19 protein-coding genes are annotated in these 19,102 nt (G+C 65.9%); 12 read left to right on the forward strand and 7 right to left on the reverse strand.

Annotated features, from left to right (window positions below; genetic code table 11):
• Positions 1-58 precede the first annotated feature (58 nt).
• The 3 genes from V5G24_RS21600 to V5G24_RS21610 all read left to right on the forward strand — a co-directional run bounded on the left by V5G24_RS21600 (position 59) and on the right by V5G24_RS21610 (position 1,706).
• Entirely contained in the window at positions 59-847 is a 789-nt protein-coding gene (locus V5G24_RS21600; RefSeq protein WP_394083391.1) for a response regulator, read from the forward strand.
• Between the two features lie 212 nt (positions 848-1,059).
• Positions 1,060-1,374, forward strand: a complete 315-nt coding sequence (locus V5G24_RS21605; RefSeq protein ID WP_394083389.1) for a hypothetical protein — start codon at positions 1,060-1,062, stop codon at positions 1,372-1,374.
• 5 nt (positions 1,375-1,379) lie between these two features.
• Entirely contained in the window at positions 1,380-1,706 is a 327-nt protein-coding gene (locus tag V5G24_RS21610) for a hypothetical protein (RefSeq protein WP_394083387.1), read from the forward strand.
• A 430-nt stretch (positions 1,707-2,136) separates the two neighbouring features.
• Here V5G24_RS21610 and V5G24_RS21615 read toward each other — a convergent pair whose 3' ends face one another.
• Complete coding sequence (locus tag V5G24_RS21615) at positions 2,137-2,535, reverse strand: response regulator (RefSeq protein ID WP_394083385.1); 399 nt, start codon at positions 2,533-2,535, stop codon at positions 2,137-2,139.
• A 200-nt stretch (positions 2,536-2,735) separates the two neighbouring features.
• The gene (locus V5G24_RS21620; RefSeq protein WP_394083383.1) at positions 2,736-3,293 is read right to left on the reverse strand and encodes a PRC-barrel domain-containing protein; all 558 of its coding nucleotides are present in this window, start codon (positions 3,291-3,293) and stop codon (positions 2,736-2,738) included.
• Positions 3,294-3,722: 429 nt separating this feature from the next.
• Here V5G24_RS21620 and V5G24_RS21625 point away from each other — a divergent pair, with 429 nt between their 5' ends.
• From V5G24_RS21625 to V5G24_RS21655, 7 genes are all read left to right on the forward strand, one after another.
• Complete coding sequence (locus V5G24_RS21625) at positions 3,723-3,977, forward strand: hypothetical protein (protein WP_394083381.1); 255 nt, start codon at positions 3,723-3,725, stop codon at positions 3,975-3,977.
• Between the two features lie 114 nt (positions 3,978-4,091).
• Positions 4,092-4,571, forward strand: coding sequence for a tellurite resistance TerB family protein (locus V5G24_RS21630; protein WP_394083379.1), 480 nt, complete (start codon positions 4,092-4,094; stop codon positions 4,569-4,571).
• Positions 4,555-5,319: a glutamine amidotransferase gene (locus V5G24_RS21635; RefSeq protein ID WP_394083377.1), complete on the forward strand. Its 765-nt coding sequence runs from the start codon at positions 4,555-4,557 to the stop codon at positions 5,317-5,319. Before V5G24_RS21630 ends, V5G24_RS21635 begins: the two co-directional genes overlap by 17 nt.
• A 296-nt stretch (positions 5,320-5,615) precedes the next feature.
• A complete protein-coding gene (locus V5G24_RS21640) occupies positions 5,616-8,114 on the forward strand; it encodes an ATP-binding protein (protein WP_394083375.1) in 2,499 nt (832 codons plus the stop codon).
• Positions 8,111-8,491 carry a response regulator gene (locus tag V5G24_RS21645; RefSeq protein ID WP_394083373.1) on the forward strand — a complete coding sequence of 127 codons (381 nt, stop codon included), beginning with the start codon at positions 8,111-8,113 and terminating at the stop codon, positions 8,489-8,491. Before V5G24_RS21640 ends, V5G24_RS21645 begins: the two co-directional genes overlap by 4 nt.
• Before the next feature lie 263 nt (positions 8,492-8,754).
• Positions 8,755-9,684 (forward strand): sugar phosphate isomerase/epimerase family protein, encoded by a 930-nt coding sequence (locus V5G24_RS21650; protein ID WP_394083371.1) that lies wholly within the window; start codon positions 8,755-8,757, stop codon positions 9,682-9,684.
• A gap of 77 nt (positions 9,685-9,761) precedes the next feature.
• On the forward strand, positions 9,762-11,414 hold the full coding sequence (locus tag V5G24_RS21655) for an FMN-binding glutamate synthase family protein (RefSeq protein ID WP_394083369.1): 1,653 nt from the start codon (positions 9,762-9,764) through the stop codon (positions 11,412-11,414).
• Between the two features lie 49 nt (positions 11,415-11,463).
• On the opposite strand, the gene V5G24_RS21660 is transcribed toward V5G24_RS21655, so the two are convergent.
• Complete coding sequence (locus tag V5G24_RS21660) at positions 11,464-13,689, reverse strand: mechanosensitive ion channel domain-containing protein (protein ID WP_394083367.1); 2,226 nt, start codon at positions 13,687-13,689, stop codon at positions 11,464-11,466.
• A 492-nt stretch (positions 13,690-14,181) separates the two neighbouring features.
• On the opposite strand from V5G24_RS21660, the gene V5G24_RS21665 reads away from it, so the two are divergent.
• Together V5G24_RS21665 and V5G24_RS21670 are read left to right on the forward strand one after the other, a co-directional pair.
• Positions 14,182-14,610: an Hsp20 family protein gene (locus V5G24_RS21665; protein WP_348845448.1), complete on the forward strand. Its 429-nt coding sequence runs from the start codon at positions 14,182-14,184 to the stop codon at positions 14,608-14,610.
• A 48-nt stretch (positions 14,611-14,658) separates the two neighbouring features.
• The gene (locus V5G24_RS21670; protein ID WP_394083365.1) at positions 14,659-14,928 is read left to right on the forward strand and encodes a BQ00720 family protein; all 270 of its coding nucleotides are present in this window, start codon (positions 14,659-14,661) and stop codon (positions 14,926-14,928) included.
• Positions 14,929-15,178: 250 nt separating this feature from the next.
• Here V5G24_RS21670 and ptsN read toward each other — a convergent pair whose 3' ends face one another.
• From ptsN to V5G24_RS21690, 4 genes are all read right to left on the reverse strand, one after another.
• Positions 15,179-15,643 (reverse strand): PTS IIA-like nitrogen regulatory protein PtsN, encoded by a 465-nt coding sequence (gene ptsN / locus V5G24_RS21675; RefSeq protein WP_394083363.1) that lies wholly within the window; start codon positions 15,641-15,643, stop codon positions 15,179-15,181.
• An 80-nt stretch (positions 15,644-15,723) separates the two neighbouring features.
• On the reverse strand, positions 15,724-16,320 hold the full coding sequence (gene hpf / locus V5G24_RS21680; protein ID WP_394083361.1) for a ribosome hibernation-promoting factor, HPF/YfiA family: 597 nt from the start codon (positions 16,318-16,320) through the stop codon (positions 15,724-15,726).
• 377 nt (positions 16,321-16,697) lie between these two features.
• A complete protein-coding gene (gene typA, locus V5G24_RS21685; protein WP_394083359.1) occupies positions 16,698-18,524 on the reverse strand; it encodes a translational GTPase TypA in 1,827 nt (608 codons plus the stop codon).
• A 126-nt stretch (positions 18,525-18,650) separates the two neighbouring features.
• Positions 18,651-18,893, reverse strand: a complete 243-nt coding sequence (locus V5G24_RS21690) for a hypothetical protein (protein ID WP_394083357.1) — start codon at positions 18,891-18,893, stop codon at positions 18,651-18,653.
• Positions 18,894-19,102: the final 209 nt, after the last annotated feature.

Consider the following 19,102-nt stretch of genomic DNA (forward strand, 5'->3'; position numbering starts at 1 on the left):
GCGCGGAACTTTTCCCGCACGGCCGCGTTATGAGGGACCTGTCCCGAGGCGAGAGAGCATGCCACAGCAACAGCTCATCAAGCAGCTTCCCTATCTGCGCCGCTATGCCCGCGCACTACTTGGCTCTCAGAAAGCCGGCGACGGCATCGTGCAGGCGACCCTGCAAGGTATTCTCAATTCGAGCGTACCGCTGGATCTTTCCGTCTCCCCCCGAGTCGCACTCTACCAGGCGTTCCACCATGTGTGGGCCCAGCGTCCGGCGGCCCAGGCGGCGGTATCGAGCCGCGCCGACCAGCGTTTGCAATTGCTGGATTCCTCCTCCCGCGTGGCGCTCCTGCTGACGGCGATGGAGGGATTTTCCTTCGCCGAGGCGGCCTCCATTCTCCAGATCTCGCTGGACGAGGTGGAGGCCCAGGTGGTCGCCGCGCAGCAGGAGATCGACGAGCAATTGGCCACCCGCGTCCTCATCATCGAGGACGAATGGGTGATCGCGCTCGACCTGAAGACCCTGGTGACCGAACTCGGGCATGAAGTGGTCGGCGTCGCGCCCACCCATTCCAAGGCGGTGGAACTGGCGCAGCAGAGCGATTTTGGGCTCGTGCTCGCCGACATCCAGCTGGCGGACGGCTCCTCCGGCATCGACGCGGTGACGGACATCCTCCAGACCTTCAATGTCCCGGTGATCTTCATCACCGCCTTCCCCGATCGCCTTCTGACCGGCGAGCGGCCGGAGCCGACCTATCTCATCACCAAGCCGTTCCTGAGCGAGACAGTGAAGGCGACCATCGCCCAGGCGCTGTTCTTCCACGAGGCGCGCAGCCTCGGGGCGGAAGCGCGCTCCGCCTGATGCGCTCCGCTTGGAGCCGAATCCGTCCATATGGAATCGCCTTGGGCGTTTCAATATGGGCGGATCGCGCTGTAGTGCTCTTGGTCCGGTGCGCGGAAGGGGATCACCCTCGCCCGCCGCCGGGATATCTGGAACTGGACAGCGGTCCCCGCGTTGTGTGCGCGAGCGGGTGAAGACCCGCCCGAAAGCTTCCACACAGCGGAGAAAAGAGCATGGTCGATCAGCCGGACGCAAACCCCGGAAAGCCCTTCGACGCCGGCGTGGAGCCGAGCCTCGCGGACCTGCGGCAGGATTTGGAGAAGCTGCGGGCTGATTTCGCGCAATTGGTGGACACCCTCGGCAAGACAGCCCGCCACAGCGTGCGCGGCGCGGCCGGGGAAGCGGAGGCTGCGGCCGACGAGGTGACCGATTGGGCGGAGGGGCAGATGAACACCCTGCGCGAGCGCATCGTCGCCCAGCCGCTCGCCGCCTGCGCCATCGCAGCGGGCGCCGGTGCCCTGCTCGGCCAGTTGCTGGTTCGGCGGTGAAGTCCATGGCGGCCCGCGCGCTGCTGATCTTCCTCGCCGTCGGCTTCCTGTGGATCGGCGCGGCATTCCTGGCCATCTGCCTCTATCAGGCGCTGAGTCAGCATTATGATCCGACGCTGGCGGCCCTCTTCACCGCCTTGGCGGGGTTCGTGGTGGCGGGCCTGTTCGCGGCCATCGCCACCGCCGGGCGCCGCAACCAGGGGATTGCGCCCCTGTCGCTGGGCGCGTTCGCCTCGGTGACACGCGTGGCGGAGCGCCATCCCATCGCCACCGTGGCGGTGGCGGCGCTGATCGGCGTGGGCCAGGCGGTGCTGTTCGGCCGACGCCGCTAAAGCATTTTCGAGCGAAGTGGACACCGGTTCGCCTGAAGAAAAAGCGCAAAGACAATAAGATAGAGCCTTTTGCAGCGAAGCGCGCCACAGGTTCGCGTGCGATTCACAATTTCGGCTTCGGCCTCGCGCGAATCAGGCCCCGGTCAATCCGGGGTCTTTTTTTGCCCGAAGCTCCGGCCGCGCGTCCGGCCCGCCGGCCCCTCTCCTGCCGGAGTCGTACCGGATGCAGCGGGTGCAATGCAAAAAAGGCCGCCAAGGCATCGGGCGGCGGAACCGGCGCTGCGTGCCGGCGTTTGAAAGGCTGAGCGGCGGACGTGGCGGAGGTTTTCACCCCTTCCCCTCCCCCCAGCTTCCGACATGGCCGCTGCTCGCCTCCCCATCGCCCGGCAAGACAGGCTCTTCAGGATGAAGGCGGCGCGCGCACCGGCGCTTAGTCGGTCCCCACAGAAAATCCCAGGGTTTCCAGGGCGCGACGCAAGGTGGAGGTGTCATAGGGCTTGCTCACCAGCGCGACCCCCGCGAAGGTGGTGAAAATGTCCCTCAATTCCCCAAGGCCGTACCCGCTTGCGACGATGATCGGCAGGTCCCCGACGCGGCCGCGCAGTTCCAGCACCAGCGCCTCACCCCGCATGTCGGGCAAGCCGAGGTCCACCACCGCCAGGGCATAGCCGCCCGGCCGGCCGTCGAGATGCGACAGCGCGGCGGCGGCCGAGGCAGCCTCGACCACCTCGAATCCCTCGTCGGCCAGGATCTGCCCGGCCACCATCGCGACGAACGGTTCGTCTTCCACCAGGAGGGCACAGCCCCGCGGCTGAGGCGTATGGGACACGTCTTACCCTTTCATCATTCGGGGCCGATTCCTCGCCCCGCCGCGCGGCCGCTTCGTGACGCGCGGCGGAACGATAGCACCTTCGTCGAAACGAAGGGATAGAGCCCGCCGGCGACGGCGCGCAGCCGCGAAAATTCCAAAAGAAAGGGGGTAGGTGCCGGTCGGCACCTACCCCCAATGTATCAGTCGCGGTCCGCGGATCAGCGCGCGGGCGGCGTCGTGGTCGCCGGAGCGCCGACCGTGCCGCCGCTGGAGGCCGAGGTCGGGGCGGTATATTCCTTGAACTCCGGCGCCGCCTTCAGCTCGTCCTTGGACTTGCGCAGCACCAGCGTGTCGCCATTGGTATTGCGCACCAGTTCAAGCGCATTGAACGGCACCGCGACATCCTTCTCGCCGACGCCGAGGAAGCCGCCGACGCCAATCACCGCGCCGACCACGGCGCCATTGCGATCCAGCAGCACGTCATTCACTTCGCCCAGGCTCTCGTCGCCCGAGCCGCGCACCTTGGTGCCGATCAGATTGCTCGCGAGCCATTGTTCCTGCTTCTGGCTCTCGATGAAGGCCGCGGAGCCGGCCGGCGCCGACGGCGTCGCGCTGGACGAAGACGAGGGCATGGTCGAAGTGGAGGGCGTGGTGGTCGACGGCGTGGTGGTGGAGGGCGTGGACGGCGCGGCGCTCGGCGGCGTCGCGGTCTGGGCGAAGGCCGGACCGGCAAGAAGCGCGGCCAGGGCGGTGACAGTGAGCATCTTCGTGTTCATGGCAAACTCCGTTCTCTAGCGCCGCGTTCAGCGCGGGATTACAGAGAAAGCAACGTCACCATGGCCGCTATGTTCCCCAGCAAACGCAAGTCAGCTTGCATCTGATATTCGCACCCGTCCGAAATATCATCTGATGATAGTTCAATCAGCCGCAGAACAACGGCAAAGCTTGAGACATCCAGGGCAACGATCACGCTTTATGCATTTTTCTACGAAAATTCCTCTAGGGAATAGGCTTACCGGGAATCGCCGCAGCACCAGATGGCATCGTCACGCGGCTGCCCACAGGCGGCAGCACGCGACAGCACCACGGGAACGTGTAGGAACAGCACGCCCTCGCCGCCTGTTGGTGTTTTGAAATCACAAGCGCGTAAGAACGGTGGACGTGGCGAGACATCGCTACGATATGCAACGCAGAACGAGGTCCACATGCGTTTCTTCATGATTGCGATCGCCGCCGTGCTGATGACCGCCCCCGCGGCGGCGCAGGTGCAGCGCGTGCAGCCCTACCAGACCCCGACCTTTCCCTATCCCGGCGTGCCGGGGCAGAACACGTCTCCCCCGGCGCCGCGCCAGCAGATGATCGCGCCTCCGCCCACCCCGCCGCGCCCCTCCACCGGCGATGCCGCAAACCGCATCCAGGGCACCACGCGCAAGCCCCTGCCGAACGTCAACGGCGAGTGACCGGAATGTCACAGCCGGGACTTTTTCCTTTTAGGACAACTCCTTCCGCCCCAGCGACTTGCACGGGCGCCTGACCCCGTGGCAACTGGATCAGAGCCACGGTCTGGGGGTCATATGTTCCGCGCGCTGTCCGACTTCATCTCCGAAATCACCGGCGGCCACCGCGACGCCAGCACCTTCGTCGAGAATGACTACCGCCTCGCCGCGGCGGTGCTGCTGGTGCATGTGATGTCGATCGACGGCGCCGTGACCGAGCAGGAACGCAACGTGCTCAAGACCGTTCTGGCGACACGATTCGACCTCGCCGACACCGAGACCGACGCACTCGTGGATCTCGCCATTGCGCGCGATGCGGAAGCGGTTGATCTTTATTCCTTTACCAGCATCCTGAACCGCGCCCTGGACGACCAAGGCCGCGAACGGGTGGTGGAGATGATGTTCGAAGTCGCTTATGCCGATGGTGCATTGTCCGAATTCGAGGATAATCTGGTCTGGCGCGCGGCCGAACTTCTGAATGTCAGCTCCCGCGAGCGGGTACGCATTCGCCGGGAAGTCCGAGACGACACGGAAACCGAAGGTGGACAAAGCACTTAACGAGGACAGCCCGGAGATCGACACCGGCCCGCAAGCCCTGGAATCAGGGCGGATGCTGGTTATTCTCCATCAGGCCCATTCGCGGCCCGGACGCATCGGCGAGCGGCTGGAGCAGCGCGGCTATGCGCTCGATATCCGCCGCCCCGCCCTCGGCGAGGCCCTGCCCGCGCATCTCGACGACCATGCCGGCGTGGTGGTGTTCGGCGGTCCCATGAGCGTCAACGATCCCCTGCCCTGGATGCGCGACGAAATCGATTTCGTCGGCAAGGCCATGGCCGCCGACACGCCGCTGCTCGGCATTTGTCTCGGGGCGCAGATCATGGCGGTGCAACTGGGCGCCAAGGTCTCGCACCATGCCGAAGGCATGAGCGAGATCGGCTATTATCCCCTCGTGCCCACCGCGCTCGGACGCGACCTGCTGCCCTGGCCGAGCCATGTCTATCACTGGCACTCGGAAGGGTTCGACCTGCCGCGCGGCAGCGAGCTGCTGGCCCAGGGCGAGACGTTTCCGAACCAGGCCTTTCGCCATGGACACAATGCCTTCGGCTTGCAGTTTCACCCGGAGGTCACGCAGGACATGATGTGCCGCTGGGCGACGCGCGGCGCGCATCACCTCACCAAGCCGGGCGCCCAGCCGGGCGAGGCGCATCTCGCCGGCTGGAGCCGCTATGATCCTGCCGTGTGCCACTGGCTGGACTGCTTCCTCGACAGCTGGCTCGGCCTGACCATGCCGGAGAAGAACCGGTAGCGCCCCCTGCGGCGGTAGCCCCACGCCCGGAATGCGCAAGGCTGCCGAGACCGCAATATGTCCCTAGGACCCTAAGTCTCTTGAACCCCCAAATTTCTACCCCTGCGCCCTTGCGTCCGGCGGAGCGATGGACAACGCTTCGCGCCACGTCGGCACGCGCCGCGGGAGATGGGGCTCGGGATGCAGGTTCGCGCCAGGCACGCGCCGGCGAAGGCGGCTGAAGGCGGCGCATGCGTGTCGGTCCGCGCCCGATCGGCCGAAGCACCCCCGGGACCAAGGCACGGCGGATCGCGCTCATGAGCGACAAAGGCAGCGCCTATCGACGCTCCATCCGCTCCGTGACCATTATCGGGCTGATCGGCGCCCTGCTCTCGGTCGCCATCGTCATGGCGGTGGGCATCGCAAGCTTCCGCGAATTCGCCACCGGCAACCATATGCGGGAGGATCTGCTCTATTCCACCGCCCTGCGCGCCCAATTGCAGCGCATCTATGAGAAATTGCTGACCGCGGAAGCCGGCGGCCTCGGCTATGTGGTCACCGGCCGCGATGAATTCCTCGCGCCCCTGGACCAGGTGCGCGCCGACATCCGCAAAGAGATCGACGCGCTCGCCCAATTGTCGGCCGAACGCCCGCAGCACGCCATCTCGCTCGGCGAACTGGCGCGTTATTCCGATCAGGAAATGCGGCTGCTCGCCGACATGGTGGAAACCCGCAATGCCGCCGGCGCCCTCGCCGCCTCCAATGTCATGGAGACCCGACGTGGCAAGGCGCTCATGGACCGGATCCGGGTGGTGGTGGAACAGGTGCGTAACGCCGAGGTGGAGGCGATCGAGCGCAAGACCTATGAAGTGCGCATCGCCGGGCAGCGCACCAAGCGCACGCTGCTCCTGCTGCTGGCGGCCGCCATCACCGTGGTGGGCGGGTCCAGCCTGGTGATGATCGCCCATCTGGTCGGGCGCCGCCGCGCCGAGCTGGCCCTGGCCGATACGCTGGCGCGCCACCGCGCCATCCTCGCCAGCGCCATGGATGCGATCGTGGTGATCACCAGCAAGGGCATCATCGAGACCGCGAATCCGGTGACGATCCGGATGTTCGGCTGGTCGCCGGAGGAATTGACGGGGCGCCATCTCGGGCTGCTGTTCGTGCTCGGCGAAGGGCGCAGCGAAGCCGACCTTCTCCACCGGCTGGAGAATTTCGCGCTCGAAGGGGGCCATGCCCAGGAACTGACCGGCCGGCGCAAGAACGGCACGACCTTTCCCATCGACGTGGCCGTGGGCCAGATGCGCGAGAGCGACGGCAATCGGCTGGTCGCGATCCTGCACGACGTCAGCGAGCGCAAGCGCGCGGAAATCATGAAGAATGATTTCGTCTCCACCGTCAGCCACGAATTGCGCACGCCCCTCACCTCCATCGCCGGCTCCCTCGGCCTGCTGGATGCGGGCGCGGCCGGGCCGCTCCCCGACGCTGCCAAGCGGCTGGTCGGCATCGCCCACCAGAACAGCCGCCGGCTGGTGCGGCTGATCAACGACATTCTCGATATCGAGAAGATGCAGTCCGCCTCAGTCGCCTTCGCCCGCGCGCCGGTTTCGGTGGCGCAGGTGGCGCGCGAGGCCATCGAGCAGAACACCGCCTATGCCGACGAGCACCGCGTGCGCCTCGCCCTCGACATCGAAGAGGGGGATTCCACGGTGGTCGGCGACCACGACCGCCTGATCCAGGTGCTGACCAATCTGATATCCAACGCGGTCAAATTCTCGCCCGTGGACGGCGTGGTCCGCCTCACGGTCAAGCGGCGCGGCGAGATCGTGCGCGCCTGCGTGCAGGACCATGGCGCCGGCATTCCCAAGGCGTTCCGCGCCAATATGTTCACCCGCTTCGCCCAGGCCGACAATTCGGACTCGCGCCAGCGCGGCGGCACCGGGCTCGGGCTCGCCATCGTGAAGGATATCGTCGAACGCCATGCGGGCCGCGTCTCGTTCGAGACCCATGAGGGGCTCGGGACGACCTTCATGGTCGACCTGCCCGCCCGGCTCCCGGTGCCGCCGCCCGAGGGCGGCCCCTCCGCCGCCCATGTCCTGCTGGTCAGCGGCGATGCCGAGCAGACGGACGCCATCACGGCCATGCTCAACGGCCACGGCATCGTGGTGGAATGCGCCGACACCGCCGCGAAAGCGGAGGGGCATGCCGCGCTGCAGCCCTATACGGTGATCCTGCTGGCGCTGCGGCTGCGCGATTCCGATGGCATCGCCCTGATCCGCTCCCTGCGCCGCTCCGAGCGCACGCGGACCACGCCCTTGATTCTGCTCTCGCGCAGCGGCACCGGCCCGGTGGTTGAGATCGCAGACTGGTTCGACATTCCCCCCGAGCGCGACCGCCTGATCGCCCTGGTTTCCCGTAGTGCCGTGCTGGCGCGCGCCGGCTGCGTGCTGCATCTCTCCCAGGGCAATGAATCACGCCGCGCCGTCGCCCATGCTCTGCGCGATCTGGTGGAAGTCATTCCCGCCGCCAGCCTGGACGATGCCAACGCCATCCTGGCGCAGCGCGATTGCCGCCTGGTGATTGTCGACATGTGGCCGTTCGATTTGTCGCTGGACCATCTGTCCTCGCTGTGCCGCTTCTGCTCCGAAAACCATCTGCCGCTTGCGATGCTCTCGCCGCGCACCCACGATCCGCTGATGGCGCGGCGACTGGACCAGATGTTCCAGGGCGAGACGGGCGCGCTGCCGGCCATGTTCGATGTCGTGATCGACCACGTCTCCGGCACCCCGGCCGGCAAAGGGGGACAAAGCGCGTGAGGCTGCATATCCTCTATGTGGACGATGAGCCCGACATCCGGGAAATCGTGACGCTCGCGCTCAGCCTGGACCCGCAGATCGGCGTCGATACGGCGCCTTCCGGGGCCGCCGCGCTCGCCCTCGCGGGCGAGAAATCCTTCGATCTCATCCTGCTGGACGTGATGATGCCGTCCATGGACGGGCCCACCACCCTAAGGCAGCTCCAGCAGCGACGGCTGGCGCCCCCCGCCGCCGTCGCCTTCGTGACCGCGCGCACCCAAGCCCATGAGATCGCCCATTTCATGACCCTGGGCGCCATCGGTGTGATCGCCAAGCCGTTTGACGCCATCCACCTGGCCCGGGACGTGCGCGCCCTCGTGCAGACGACCGCTGGCTGAAGCAATTTCAGCCCCGGCGCGCGGCGATTTTGCGTCTGAAATTGCAATGAGCCAAAGACTTGGCGTATGTACGGCGAACCGGGACCCGATGAACAAGCTCTGAGCCGCACCGCAGCGTCATCACAGGCAGCACGCTCCGGCACATTGATGCGTTGCAAAAAACAAGATGCGGTCGGGCGCATCCGGTTCTATTGTGCGCCCGTCGGCCGAGGCCAAGGTGGTTTACGTTACGGGCACCCAGCAACACTTACGGGGATGGACAGATGAACACACGCGCGCTTCCTCCCGGCGTCCGAGGCATTGGCTATTCCATCCGCGCCACGTCGCCCGACTTTGACGACCTTGGCCCGAAGCTTGACGAAGCTGAGCGGCTCGGTGTCGATTTCGTCGAACTGCCGATTTTCGCCTGGACCCTGATGGCCGACTGCCAGGTCCTTGAGGACCGGCTTGCCCGGCTGGTGGACGCCACCGCTGGACGGCCGTTCGGCTACACTGTCCATGGCCCGCTGGCGGTCAATCTGATGGAGAAGGGGCCGCGCCTTGCCCGCCACCAGGCCTTGTTGGATGCGGCGATTTCCGTCGCCGGGGCTCTGAAGGCGGTCAATCTGGTGCTGCATGCGGGCTGCGTTCGCGATCCCGAGGATCACATCCGCGTCGCCTATTCCCGCCAGCGCGAGGCGCTCGCGCAGGCCGGCGACCGGGCGGGCGAAGCCAATGTCACCTTGTGCGTGGAAAACGTCTTCCGCTTCGAGGCCATGCGGGAAACCGCGGTTCCCTCTCGCCTGGCCGAGGAAATCGACGCCATCGGCCATCCCTTCGTGCGGGCCACGCTGGACGTGAGCCATGCCTTCCTGCGCTGCACCGACGCCGGGCTCGACCTGCTCACCGAAGTCGCGATCCTCGCGCCCTTTGCCCGGCACGTGCATGTGCACGACAGCTACGGCCGGCCGCTGGAAAGCTGGACCATCGACGAGGCCGAGCGCCTCGCGCTCGGGGAAGGCGACCTGCATCTGCCGGTGGGCTGGGGCGCCATTCCCTGGGACGAGCTGGCCGCACGGTGCACCTTCGACGCCGGCGCCATCGTCAATCTGGAGCTGCATCGGCGCTATTGGAGCGAATTGCCGGCGCAGATCGACACCGTCCGCGCCTTGTCCCAGCGGTTCATCGCCACGGCGCCCACCGTCCTGGTCTGAGGCGGGCCAGGAAGCTTCATTGTGCCGCGCGCCGCAACGGCTTAGGTTCCCCCCAACAAGATGATCGGGGGAGACTCATGCCGGGCGCCATCGAACCAAGCACCATGATGCTCATGCGCCGCTACAGCCTGTTCGGGCTGATTTCCGGCCTCGCTCTGCTGAGCCTGATTTTATCCTTCACCTCGCATCCCGCGTGGCTGTTCGTCTTCTGCGTGCTGTTTCCGCTGGTGCTGGTGGGCGTATTCGACGTGATGCAGCCGCATCATTCGCTGCTGCGCAATTATCCCGTCATCGGCAGCGTGCGCTGGATCTTCGAGGCGCTGCGGCCCTATCTGCGGCAATATATCGTCGAGGACGATCTGGAGGGGCATCCCTACAATCGCAACGTACGCAGCCTCGTCTATGCCCGCGCCAAGGGCGAGGAGGATCGCCAGCCCTTCGGCACCGAGATCGACACTCAGGCCCCGCAATATGAATGGATGACCCATTCGCTGGCGCCGACTCCGGTGGCAAAAGAGCCGTTCCGCGTGCAGGTGGGCGGCAAGGAGTGCACCAAGCCTTATGCCGCCGCGACGCTGAACATCTCCGCCATGAGCTTCGGCTCGCTCGGCCACAATGCCATCGAGGCGCTCAATCTCGGCGCCAAGCGGGGCGGCTTCTATCACGACACCGGCGAGGGCGGGCTCTCGCCCTATCACCGCATCCACGGCGGCGACATCGTGTGGGAACTGGGCTCGGGTTATTTCGGCTGCCGCAACCGCGATGGCTCCTTCTGCCCCGAGCGATTCGCGGAGAAGGCCGCCGACCCGCAGGTGAAGATGGTGGAGATCAAGCTCTCCCAAGGCGCGAAGCCCGGCCATGGCGGCGTGCTGCCGGCCGCCAAGGTGACGCCGGAGATCGCCGAGATTCGCGGCATCCCGCTCGGCGAGGACTGCATCTCGCCCTCGCGCCATCCGGCTTTCTCCACCCCGGCGCAGATGATGGAATTCGTCGCCCAGCTGCGCGAGCTCTCCGGCGGCAAGCCGGTGGGCATCAAGCTGTGCGTCGGCCATCCGAGCGAGACCTTCGCCATCGTCAAGGCCATGCTGAAGACCGGCATCGCGCCCGATTTCGTGGTGGTGGACGGCTCGGAGGGCGGCACCGGCGCGGCGCCGCAGGAACTTGCGGACCATATGGGCATGCCGTTGCGCGAAGGGCTCATCCTCATGCGCAACGCTTTGGTGGGCACCGGATTGCGCGAGCATGTGCGGCTCGCCGCCGCCGGCAAGGTCACCTCCGGCTTCGGCATGGCGGCCAACATGGCGGTGGGCGCCGACTGGTGCAACGCCGCCCGCGCCTTCATGTTCTCGCTCGGCTGCGTCATGTCCATGCGCTGCCACACCGGCCAATGCCCCACCGGCATCACCACCAACGATCCCCACCTCCAGCGCGGCCTCGTGGTGGAGGAGAAGGCGCAACGCGTCGCGCGCTTCCAGCATCACACAGTGGAAGCGCTCGCCGATCTGGTCGCCGCCGCCGGGCTCCATCACCCGAACGAACTGCTGCCGCACCATATCTGGCACCGGGTCACCCCGGTCCAGGTGCAGCCGCTCGACCGGCTCTATCCCTTCCTCTCCACCGGCGTGCTCAACGAGGCCCCGGAAGACACGCCCTATGCCGCCGAATGGCGTGCGGCCGATGCTGACAGCTTCGCGCCCCGCGCCACCGTCGGACCGCGCCGCGCGGCCTGAGCGCCTTATCTCCCCGGCTTCGAAACGGATCGCGGCCGGAGACGCTGTCTCAGCGCGGATTTTCCTCCAGCGCCGGCAGGAGCGCGTCCTCCTCCTGGCGCTCCTTGGCGCCAGGATGCTCCTCGATGATCGGCCCCGGCGTACGGGCTTCCTCCAGGGCGGCACGACGCTTGGCGGCGGGCGCCGGGCGGCTCGGCTCCATCTCCCCTTGCGCCACGTGCAGCGCCGGCGCATTGCCCTTCTTGTCGACGCCCATATAGAGCGTGGTGTGTGGGAACGGGATTTCGATCCCGCGCGCGTCGAACGCCCCCTTGATGCGACGGTAGAATTCGCGCCGGACGTTCCATTGGCCGAGCGGGCGGGTCTTGAACCGGCCGCGCAGCCATACGCCCGAATCCTCCAGCGCCTCCACCCCGACCACCTCGAAGGGCGCGACGATGCTTTCCGCCAGCGGCCCCTTGGTCGCCATGTCCTCGGCGACCTCGGCCATCACGCCGAGCGCCTCGTCTATGCTCTCGCGATAGGCCACGCGCACGTCCACAACTGCATAGGCGAATTGCTTGGACATGTTTTTCACCGTCTGCACTTCGCTGAACGGCATGGAATGCACATTGCCGTCGAAGTCGCGCAGATGCAGCGTGCGGATGGTGATTTTCTCCACCAGCCCGCCATGCGTGCCGAGTTCCACCACATCCCCCACCGAGATGGTGTCTTCCATCAGGATGAACACGCCGGTGATCACGTCCTTCACCAGGGTCTGCGCGCCGAAACCGACGGCCAGGCCCAGCACGCCGGCGCCCGCCAGGAGCGGCGCGATGTTCACCCCGATCTCCGACAGGATGATCAGGCCGACGAGGGTCAGCAGGACGATCCGCAAGGCATTCTGCAAAAACGGCAGCAAGGTTTTCAGCCGGGTCGAGGCGGGGCGGCGGTTCGCCAGCCGCTCGGCGAACACGCTGCCCAATTCCCACACCACGAGGCCGGCCAGCATCACGATGGAGATGGACACCAGCCGTCCAAGCACCGCCTGCCCGCGCAGCGAACCTAGCCATTCGAACGGCTGGCCGCCCCAGATTTCCACCAGGACAAGCCCGACGAGCAGCGCCAGCAGAATTTGCCCCACCCGGCGCAGGAAGGGGAGATAGCGATTGGCGCGCGCCTCCAGCAAGGGAAACTGGACGCGGGTCTCCACCGAAAGCTTGAATATGGTGCCAAGCACCCGGCCGAGACCGAGATACACGAGCCGTGCCGCCACGACCACCAGGATGGAAAGCAGGCTGGCGCGGGCGAGATAAGCAAAGCCGCCGGGAATCTCCAGCACCCACACAGCATAGATCGCCGCCACATAAGCGATCGCCAGGAGGTGCCAGAAATCCGCCAGATGCCGGCGCAGGCGTCGGAAATTCGTGGGCTCCTCGCGCGTGCCCCGCAGGACCCGTGCCACCGGGACGCGCACCTGAAGCACGAACACGATGGCCATTCCGGCGATCAGCAGGCCCAACAGGTCGCTGAAGAACACGAAGGCGCTCTGCGAGAGGCCGAGAATCCACCCCGTCCGCACCAGGAAATACCCATAGACCGCCACCGTGGTGAACCGCCGCCACCAAAGATAGACATAAGTGGCGCCTTCATCATCCAAAGCGACAAGCCGCAGGGCGGGCGTCCTCGGCGCCAGCATCGCACGTCCGGCGGCATTGATGAGCCGCGCCATCACATTGGCATGCAGCACGCTCACCACCGCCAAGCGAACCACGAAGCCGACCTCCGCGAAACCAAGGATGCCAAAGGCCACCAAGGCGAACGCCGCAATCGGCAGCACATCGAGAATGGTCCGCACGACCAGCAGCAGCGCGCGCACCAGCCAGGAGCGGGATTGCCGTGCTTCCACCGCCCGTCGCGGCGCCGCGAGCAGGCGGATGGTGATCCATTCCGCCAGCAGGGCGCCAGCGAGGACACCGAGTACGGTCACTACCGTCCAGGCCAGGCGCTGCAGCGTGAAGGGATCGGTGAGCGTCTCGGCCACATAGTTCAATTGCTCGGGAATCTGCTCCATCTCGCCGATAACGGACAACACGCCGGTGGACAGGGAGGCGAGGGACTGGGTTGCCTGAGAAAGCCAGTCGGAGCGCACCGAGGCCTCCTCTCCGCCGGTCGGCGCGGACGGGACCGCACGCAGCAGGCCCCGCAGATTGGACAGGAATTGGTCGCGCTGCGTGGGATCGGACAAGGTGCGAAGCAGCGTTTCGGCATCCTGCCGCTCGCTTTCGGTGAGCATGGCACCGGGGGCAGCGGGAGCGCTCGCGGCAGAGGCGGAAGCAGCTCCAGGAGTCGAGGGGAGAAGTTGAGCGACAGCGGGAAGCGATGTCCCAGCCATGGCGCATAAGAACAAAAAAACAACCAGCGGAACGCAGCGCATCGCGCCCTTGCGCGCAAAAATCATCGGCAGTTCCTGTGCTTAGCGTGAAGCGGGCGAACGGCACCGCGCGCGCAGGCATCCGCTGCAAAACGGAAACAGGCTGAGCAGCAAACGCAGCGCCGGGCGCAAGGTTCCGCGCGACCTCGAAAAAGCAGGCGCGAACCCGGCCGTTCAGACGGGAGCGTCGCGGTGGCCGGAGGTGCGCGGCGCATGGTGCGGCACGACATCTTGCGGCATCCCTGGAATGCCACCATATGGAATGGCGTCGGGGTGCCTCATGGGGTCCCGATGGATGCGGCCCGGATAGGGCAACATCCGAACCGCAAAGTCGCTTGATGAGGACTTTGGCTTATGTCGCGGATCTCTTCATTGTCGAACCCCTTCCTTCTGGGTTTCGACGAGGTCGAGCGGGTGCTCGACCGGGTGACCAAGGGGGCCGAGGGTTATCCTCCCTACAATGTCGAGAGGATCGATTCGTCCACCGGCGCGCCGCTCCGGCTGCGTATCACGCTCGCCGTCGCGGGGTTTACCGTCGAACAGCTCGACGTCACCCTCGAGGAGAAGGAGCTGACCATTCGCGGCCGCCAGGTCGAGGATGGGGAAGACCGGATCTACCTGCACAGGGGGATCGCGGCCCGTCAGTTCCAGCGCACGTTCGTTCTGGCCGAGGGCATGAATGTGCTCGGCGCCGAATTGCGCAACGGACTTCTGTCCATCGATCTCGTCCGCCCGGAACCGACCCGGCAGGCCAAGCGCATCGACATCGTCGCCCGACCGTGAAGGAACGGAAGGGAAAGGTCGGCGTTGCGGAATGGAGAGGTTGAGAAAATGATTGAGAAGAGCATCACAGACACCAGCGCCATGCCCCTCAGCCCGGAAGCCCTTGCGGGCCTGGGCGGCGGCGAGATCGCCTATTTGCGCACCATCCGGTCGGAAGACGTGCCGCGCCTGTTCCCCCAGGCGCCGCAGATCGCGCCGGGGCTGACCCTGTTCACCCTGCACGCCGCCGATGGCACGCCCATCATGCTGACCGACAGCCGGGAAGCCGCGCTCGCCAATGCCAGCGAGCATGAACTGATCACGGTTTCGGTGCATTGAGCGAACAGAGCACGCCGCGCCTGCGGGCGCGGCGGCTCGCGAACTGGGCTCCGGTTCGCACCAGAACATGCTCGCGTGCCGGCTTCGGCGCTCCACGATCACAGCTTTGAGTGCACCCATAGCGCCGGGCGTGCCGCAGGTTCCAGTCGGTCTGCTGCATTTGGCGTGCGCGCGATGACCTGACGCGAAAACGCGCGAGGCGCCCGTTTCCGGCCGCCTCATCTTTTCCATACAACGAAAAGCGAACGCTTCAGGCCGCGTCGGACGCCGATGCGGCGGTGAGCAGCGTGTGAATCGAGCGGGCATCGCGCGAGGCCCGCAGCTTTTCGGCGATATCCGGGTCCCGCAGCATGCGCGCGACCCGGGCCAGCGCTTTCAGATGGTCCGCCCCCGCCGCCTCAGGCGCCAGGAGCAGGAACACCAGATCCACCGGCTCACCATCCAGGGCCTCGAAGTCGATCGGCTTTTCCAGGCGCGCGAAGGCGCCGAACAGCTTGTCGAGCTTCGGCAACTTTCCGTGCGGAATGGCGATGCCGCTGCCGACGCCGGTCGATCCGAGGCGCTCGCGTTGAAGCAGCGTCTCGAATATCTCCCGGGCATCGCGGTTGATGAGCACCGCGGCATGCTGAGCAAGCTCCTGGAGAGCCTGCTTCTTGCTGCTCGCCCTCAAGGACGGGAAAACCGCATCGGGGGCGAGAAGATCGGCGAGAGGCATAGGTTGAAAATCCCTGGCGACTGGCGGCCGGGGTGGGCTCCGAGAACGCGGGGGACGCTATTCCCAAGCCCAGCTGCCGGTCAATGGGTTTCCTCAAGGGCGAAGGCCGAGGGATCGATCCAGCCGACATGCCCGTCCGGCCTGCGGTAGACCACGCTCATCCGCCCGTGGTTGACATGGCGGAAGACAACCACGGATGCCCCGGTGATCTCAAGCTCAACCACCGCATCGCGCACCGAAAGGCTGCGCAGCTTGGTGACCTGCTCGGCGACGACGGTGGGGCTCCAGCCCTCGATTTCCTCGTCGGTCTCAATGTCGGGAGTGGACAGCACATAGCTCTGGGCGCTCAGATCGTCGCCCTTGAGATCGCCATTGCCATGCCCGTGCTTATCCTTGAGGCGCTGCTTGTAGCGGCGCAGCCGCTTCTCCACCTTGTCGACGGCGGCATCGGCGCAGGAATTCGCGTCATGCGCGTTTCCGTGGGCCTGAAGATTGACGCCGGAATCGAGGTGCAGCATGCACTCGGAGCGATATCCGGACCCATCGCGGGCAACGGTGACATGGCCAGACCAGCCGCCGTCGAAATATTTCCCGATCACCTCGGAAATCCGGTCCGACAAGCGGGTCCGGAGGGCCTCTCCGATGTCGATATTCTTACCCGAGACACGTAGAGCCATGCGATTTGATCCTCTTTGAGACCAGAGGCGAAGCGTTTCTCCACCCCTTGTCTCTGTTCTTGCAAACCGGCCGGCTTAACAGTGGTAGGAGCGCTTTAGCCAACTGTCAACGCTGCGCATAGCCTTGCCGGTTCCCCAGAGAAACGCGGATTCCGCTCCCGCCTCACGAACGGCCGACGCAAACCCTCGCCCGCCAACCTGTTTCGGCGCTTGCACCGCATCCACCAAACCCACAGCTATTTGCCGCCTCAGAGTCGAGAGCGACGGAGCGATAGCGGCAGGGCGGCGGGAAAGCCGAGTCGCAGCCCGGAAAACGAAACACCCCCGGCAGGGACTGCCGAGGGTGTGAAAGCGACGCGGTAGATAGAGGGCGGCGATCAGGCGATCGCGGTCTCGGACTTGCGCTCGTTGCGCTTGCGCTCGTTCGGATCGAGCCAGCGCTTGCGCAGGCGGATCGACTTCGGGGTGACTTCCACCAGTTCGTCGTCCTGGATCCAGGCCAGCGAACGCTCCAGCGTCATGCGGATCGGCGGGGTCAGGCGCACCGCCTCGTCCTTGGAGGTGGTGCGGATGTTGGTGAGCTTCTTGCCCTTCAGCACGTTCACTTCCAGGTCGTTATCCCGGTTGTGGATGCCCACCAGCATGCCCTGATACACCTTCCAGCCCGGCTCGATGATCATCGGGCCGCGATCTTCCAGGTTCCACAGGGCATAGGCCACCGCCTCGCCCGCTTCGTTGGAGATCAGAACGCCGTTGATGCGGCTCGGGATTTCGCCCTTGTGGGGCTCATAGGCCTTGAACAGGCGGTTCATGATGGCCGTGCCGCGCGTGTCGGTGAGCAGTTCCGACTGATAGCCGATGAGGCCGCGCGTGGGCGCATGGAACACCAGGCGCTGGCGATTGCCGCCCGAGGGCCGCATCTCGATCATCTCGGCGCGGCGCTCGGACATCTTCTGCACGACCGTGCCGGAATATTCCTCGTCCACGTCGATGACGACTTCTTCCACCGGCTCCAGCGTCTCGCCGTTCGGTCCCTGGTGGAACACGACGCGCGGACGCGACACGGCCAGCTCGAAGCCCTCGCGGCGCATGGTCTCGATCAGAATGGCGAGCTGCAATTCGCCACGGCCGGAGACGAAGAACGAATCCTTGTCGGCGGATTCCTCTATCTTCAGCGTGACGTTGCCCTCGGCCTCCTTGAACAGGCGGTCGCGGATCATGCGGCTCGTCACCTTGTCGCCTTCGGTGCCCGCCAGCGGCGAATCATTGACGATGAAGGACATGGTGACGGTGGGGGGATCGATCGGCTGCGCCTGGATCGGGGTTTCCACCGAGGGATCGCAGAAGGTGTCGGCCACCGAGCCCTTCACCAAGCCGGCGATGGAGACGATGTCGCCCGCCTCGCCCTGCTCGATCGGCTGGCGCTCGATGCCGCGGAAGGCGAGAATCTTGGAGACGCGGCCGGTTTCCACCAGATTGCCTTCGCGGTCGATGACCTTGATGGACTGGTTGGGCTTCACCGTGCCGGAGGAGATGCGCCCCGTGATGATGCGGCCGAGGAACGGGTTGGCTTCCAGCAGTGTGCCCAGCATGCGAAAAGGCGCGTCGTCCACATGGGCCGGCGGCACATGCTTCACGACCAGGTCGAACAACGGCCCGAGGCCCTCGTCCTTCGGGCCTTCCGGGGAATGGGCCATCCAGCCGTCGCGGCCGGAGCCGTAGAGGATCGGGAAGTCGAGCTGGTCGTCATTGGCGTCGAGCGCCGCGAACAGGTCGAACACCTCGTTGATGACTTCCTGCGGGCGACCGTCCGGCCGGTCCACCTTATTGATGGCGACGATCGGGCGAAGGCCGATCTTCAGCGCCTTGCCGACCACGAACTTGGTCTGCGGCATGGGCCCTTCGGCCGCGTCTACCAGCACGATGGCACCGTCCACCATCGAGAGGATGCGCTCCACCTCGCCGCCGAAATCGGCGTGGCCCGGGGTGTCCACGATATTGATGCGGATATCCTTCCAGACCACCGAGGTGGCCTTGGCGAGGATGGTGATGCCGCGCTCTTTTTCCAGATCGTTGGAATCCATGACGCGTTCGGCGACGCGCTGGTTGTCGCGGAATGAACCGGACTGCTGGAGCAGCTTGTCCACCAGCGTCGTCTTGCCGTGGTCGACGTGGGCGATGATGGCGATGTTGCGCAGCTTCATAAGATTCTCAAACACCAAAACGCGGGCCCGATACCTCGGACCCGCTCCCGCGAATTTCGCGGTGCAAAATACACATGCTCCCGGCTAAAGCAATCCGGGGCGGCGCGAAGAGCGTCCGGCGCTGCGTCAGCCGGCGCGCATCTGGAACGCGCGCAGGATCTGTTCCGGGGTCATCACCGTGCCGTCGGGCTTGCGCAGCCAGGCCAATTCCCGGTTCGCCGGCGCCTGCGTGGCCGCGAACGCGACCGCGTCCTCCACGGTTTCGAAGCCATAGGGTTCGGGCCAGCGGTCGGGTGCGTTCACCGAATGGGAGCTGGACCAATATTGAAGTTTCACGGGCTTTTCCGTGGCGTGCGTCGATGCGCTCATTGTCTGCCTCCAAAGCTCGCCCACAAGCGCGGCGCGCCTGCGGCCATCCTTTCGGCCCCACCTGCCTCTTCTCCCCATGGGGAGAAACGCTCCGCCGGCATCCGGGTTCCACCCCTTTGCACCCCCTTCGCGCGCCCCTTGCGCCCGGTTGCGGTTACGGCCAATGAGAAAGCGAAACGGGCCGGCGCGGCCCGGGGGCAGCGGGCGCG

This window comes from Roseixanthobacter finlandensis, assembly GCF_043195105.2.
Taxonomy (GTDB): domain Bacteria; phylum Pseudomonadota; class Alphaproteobacteria; order Rhizobiales; family Xanthobacteraceae; genus NCEH01.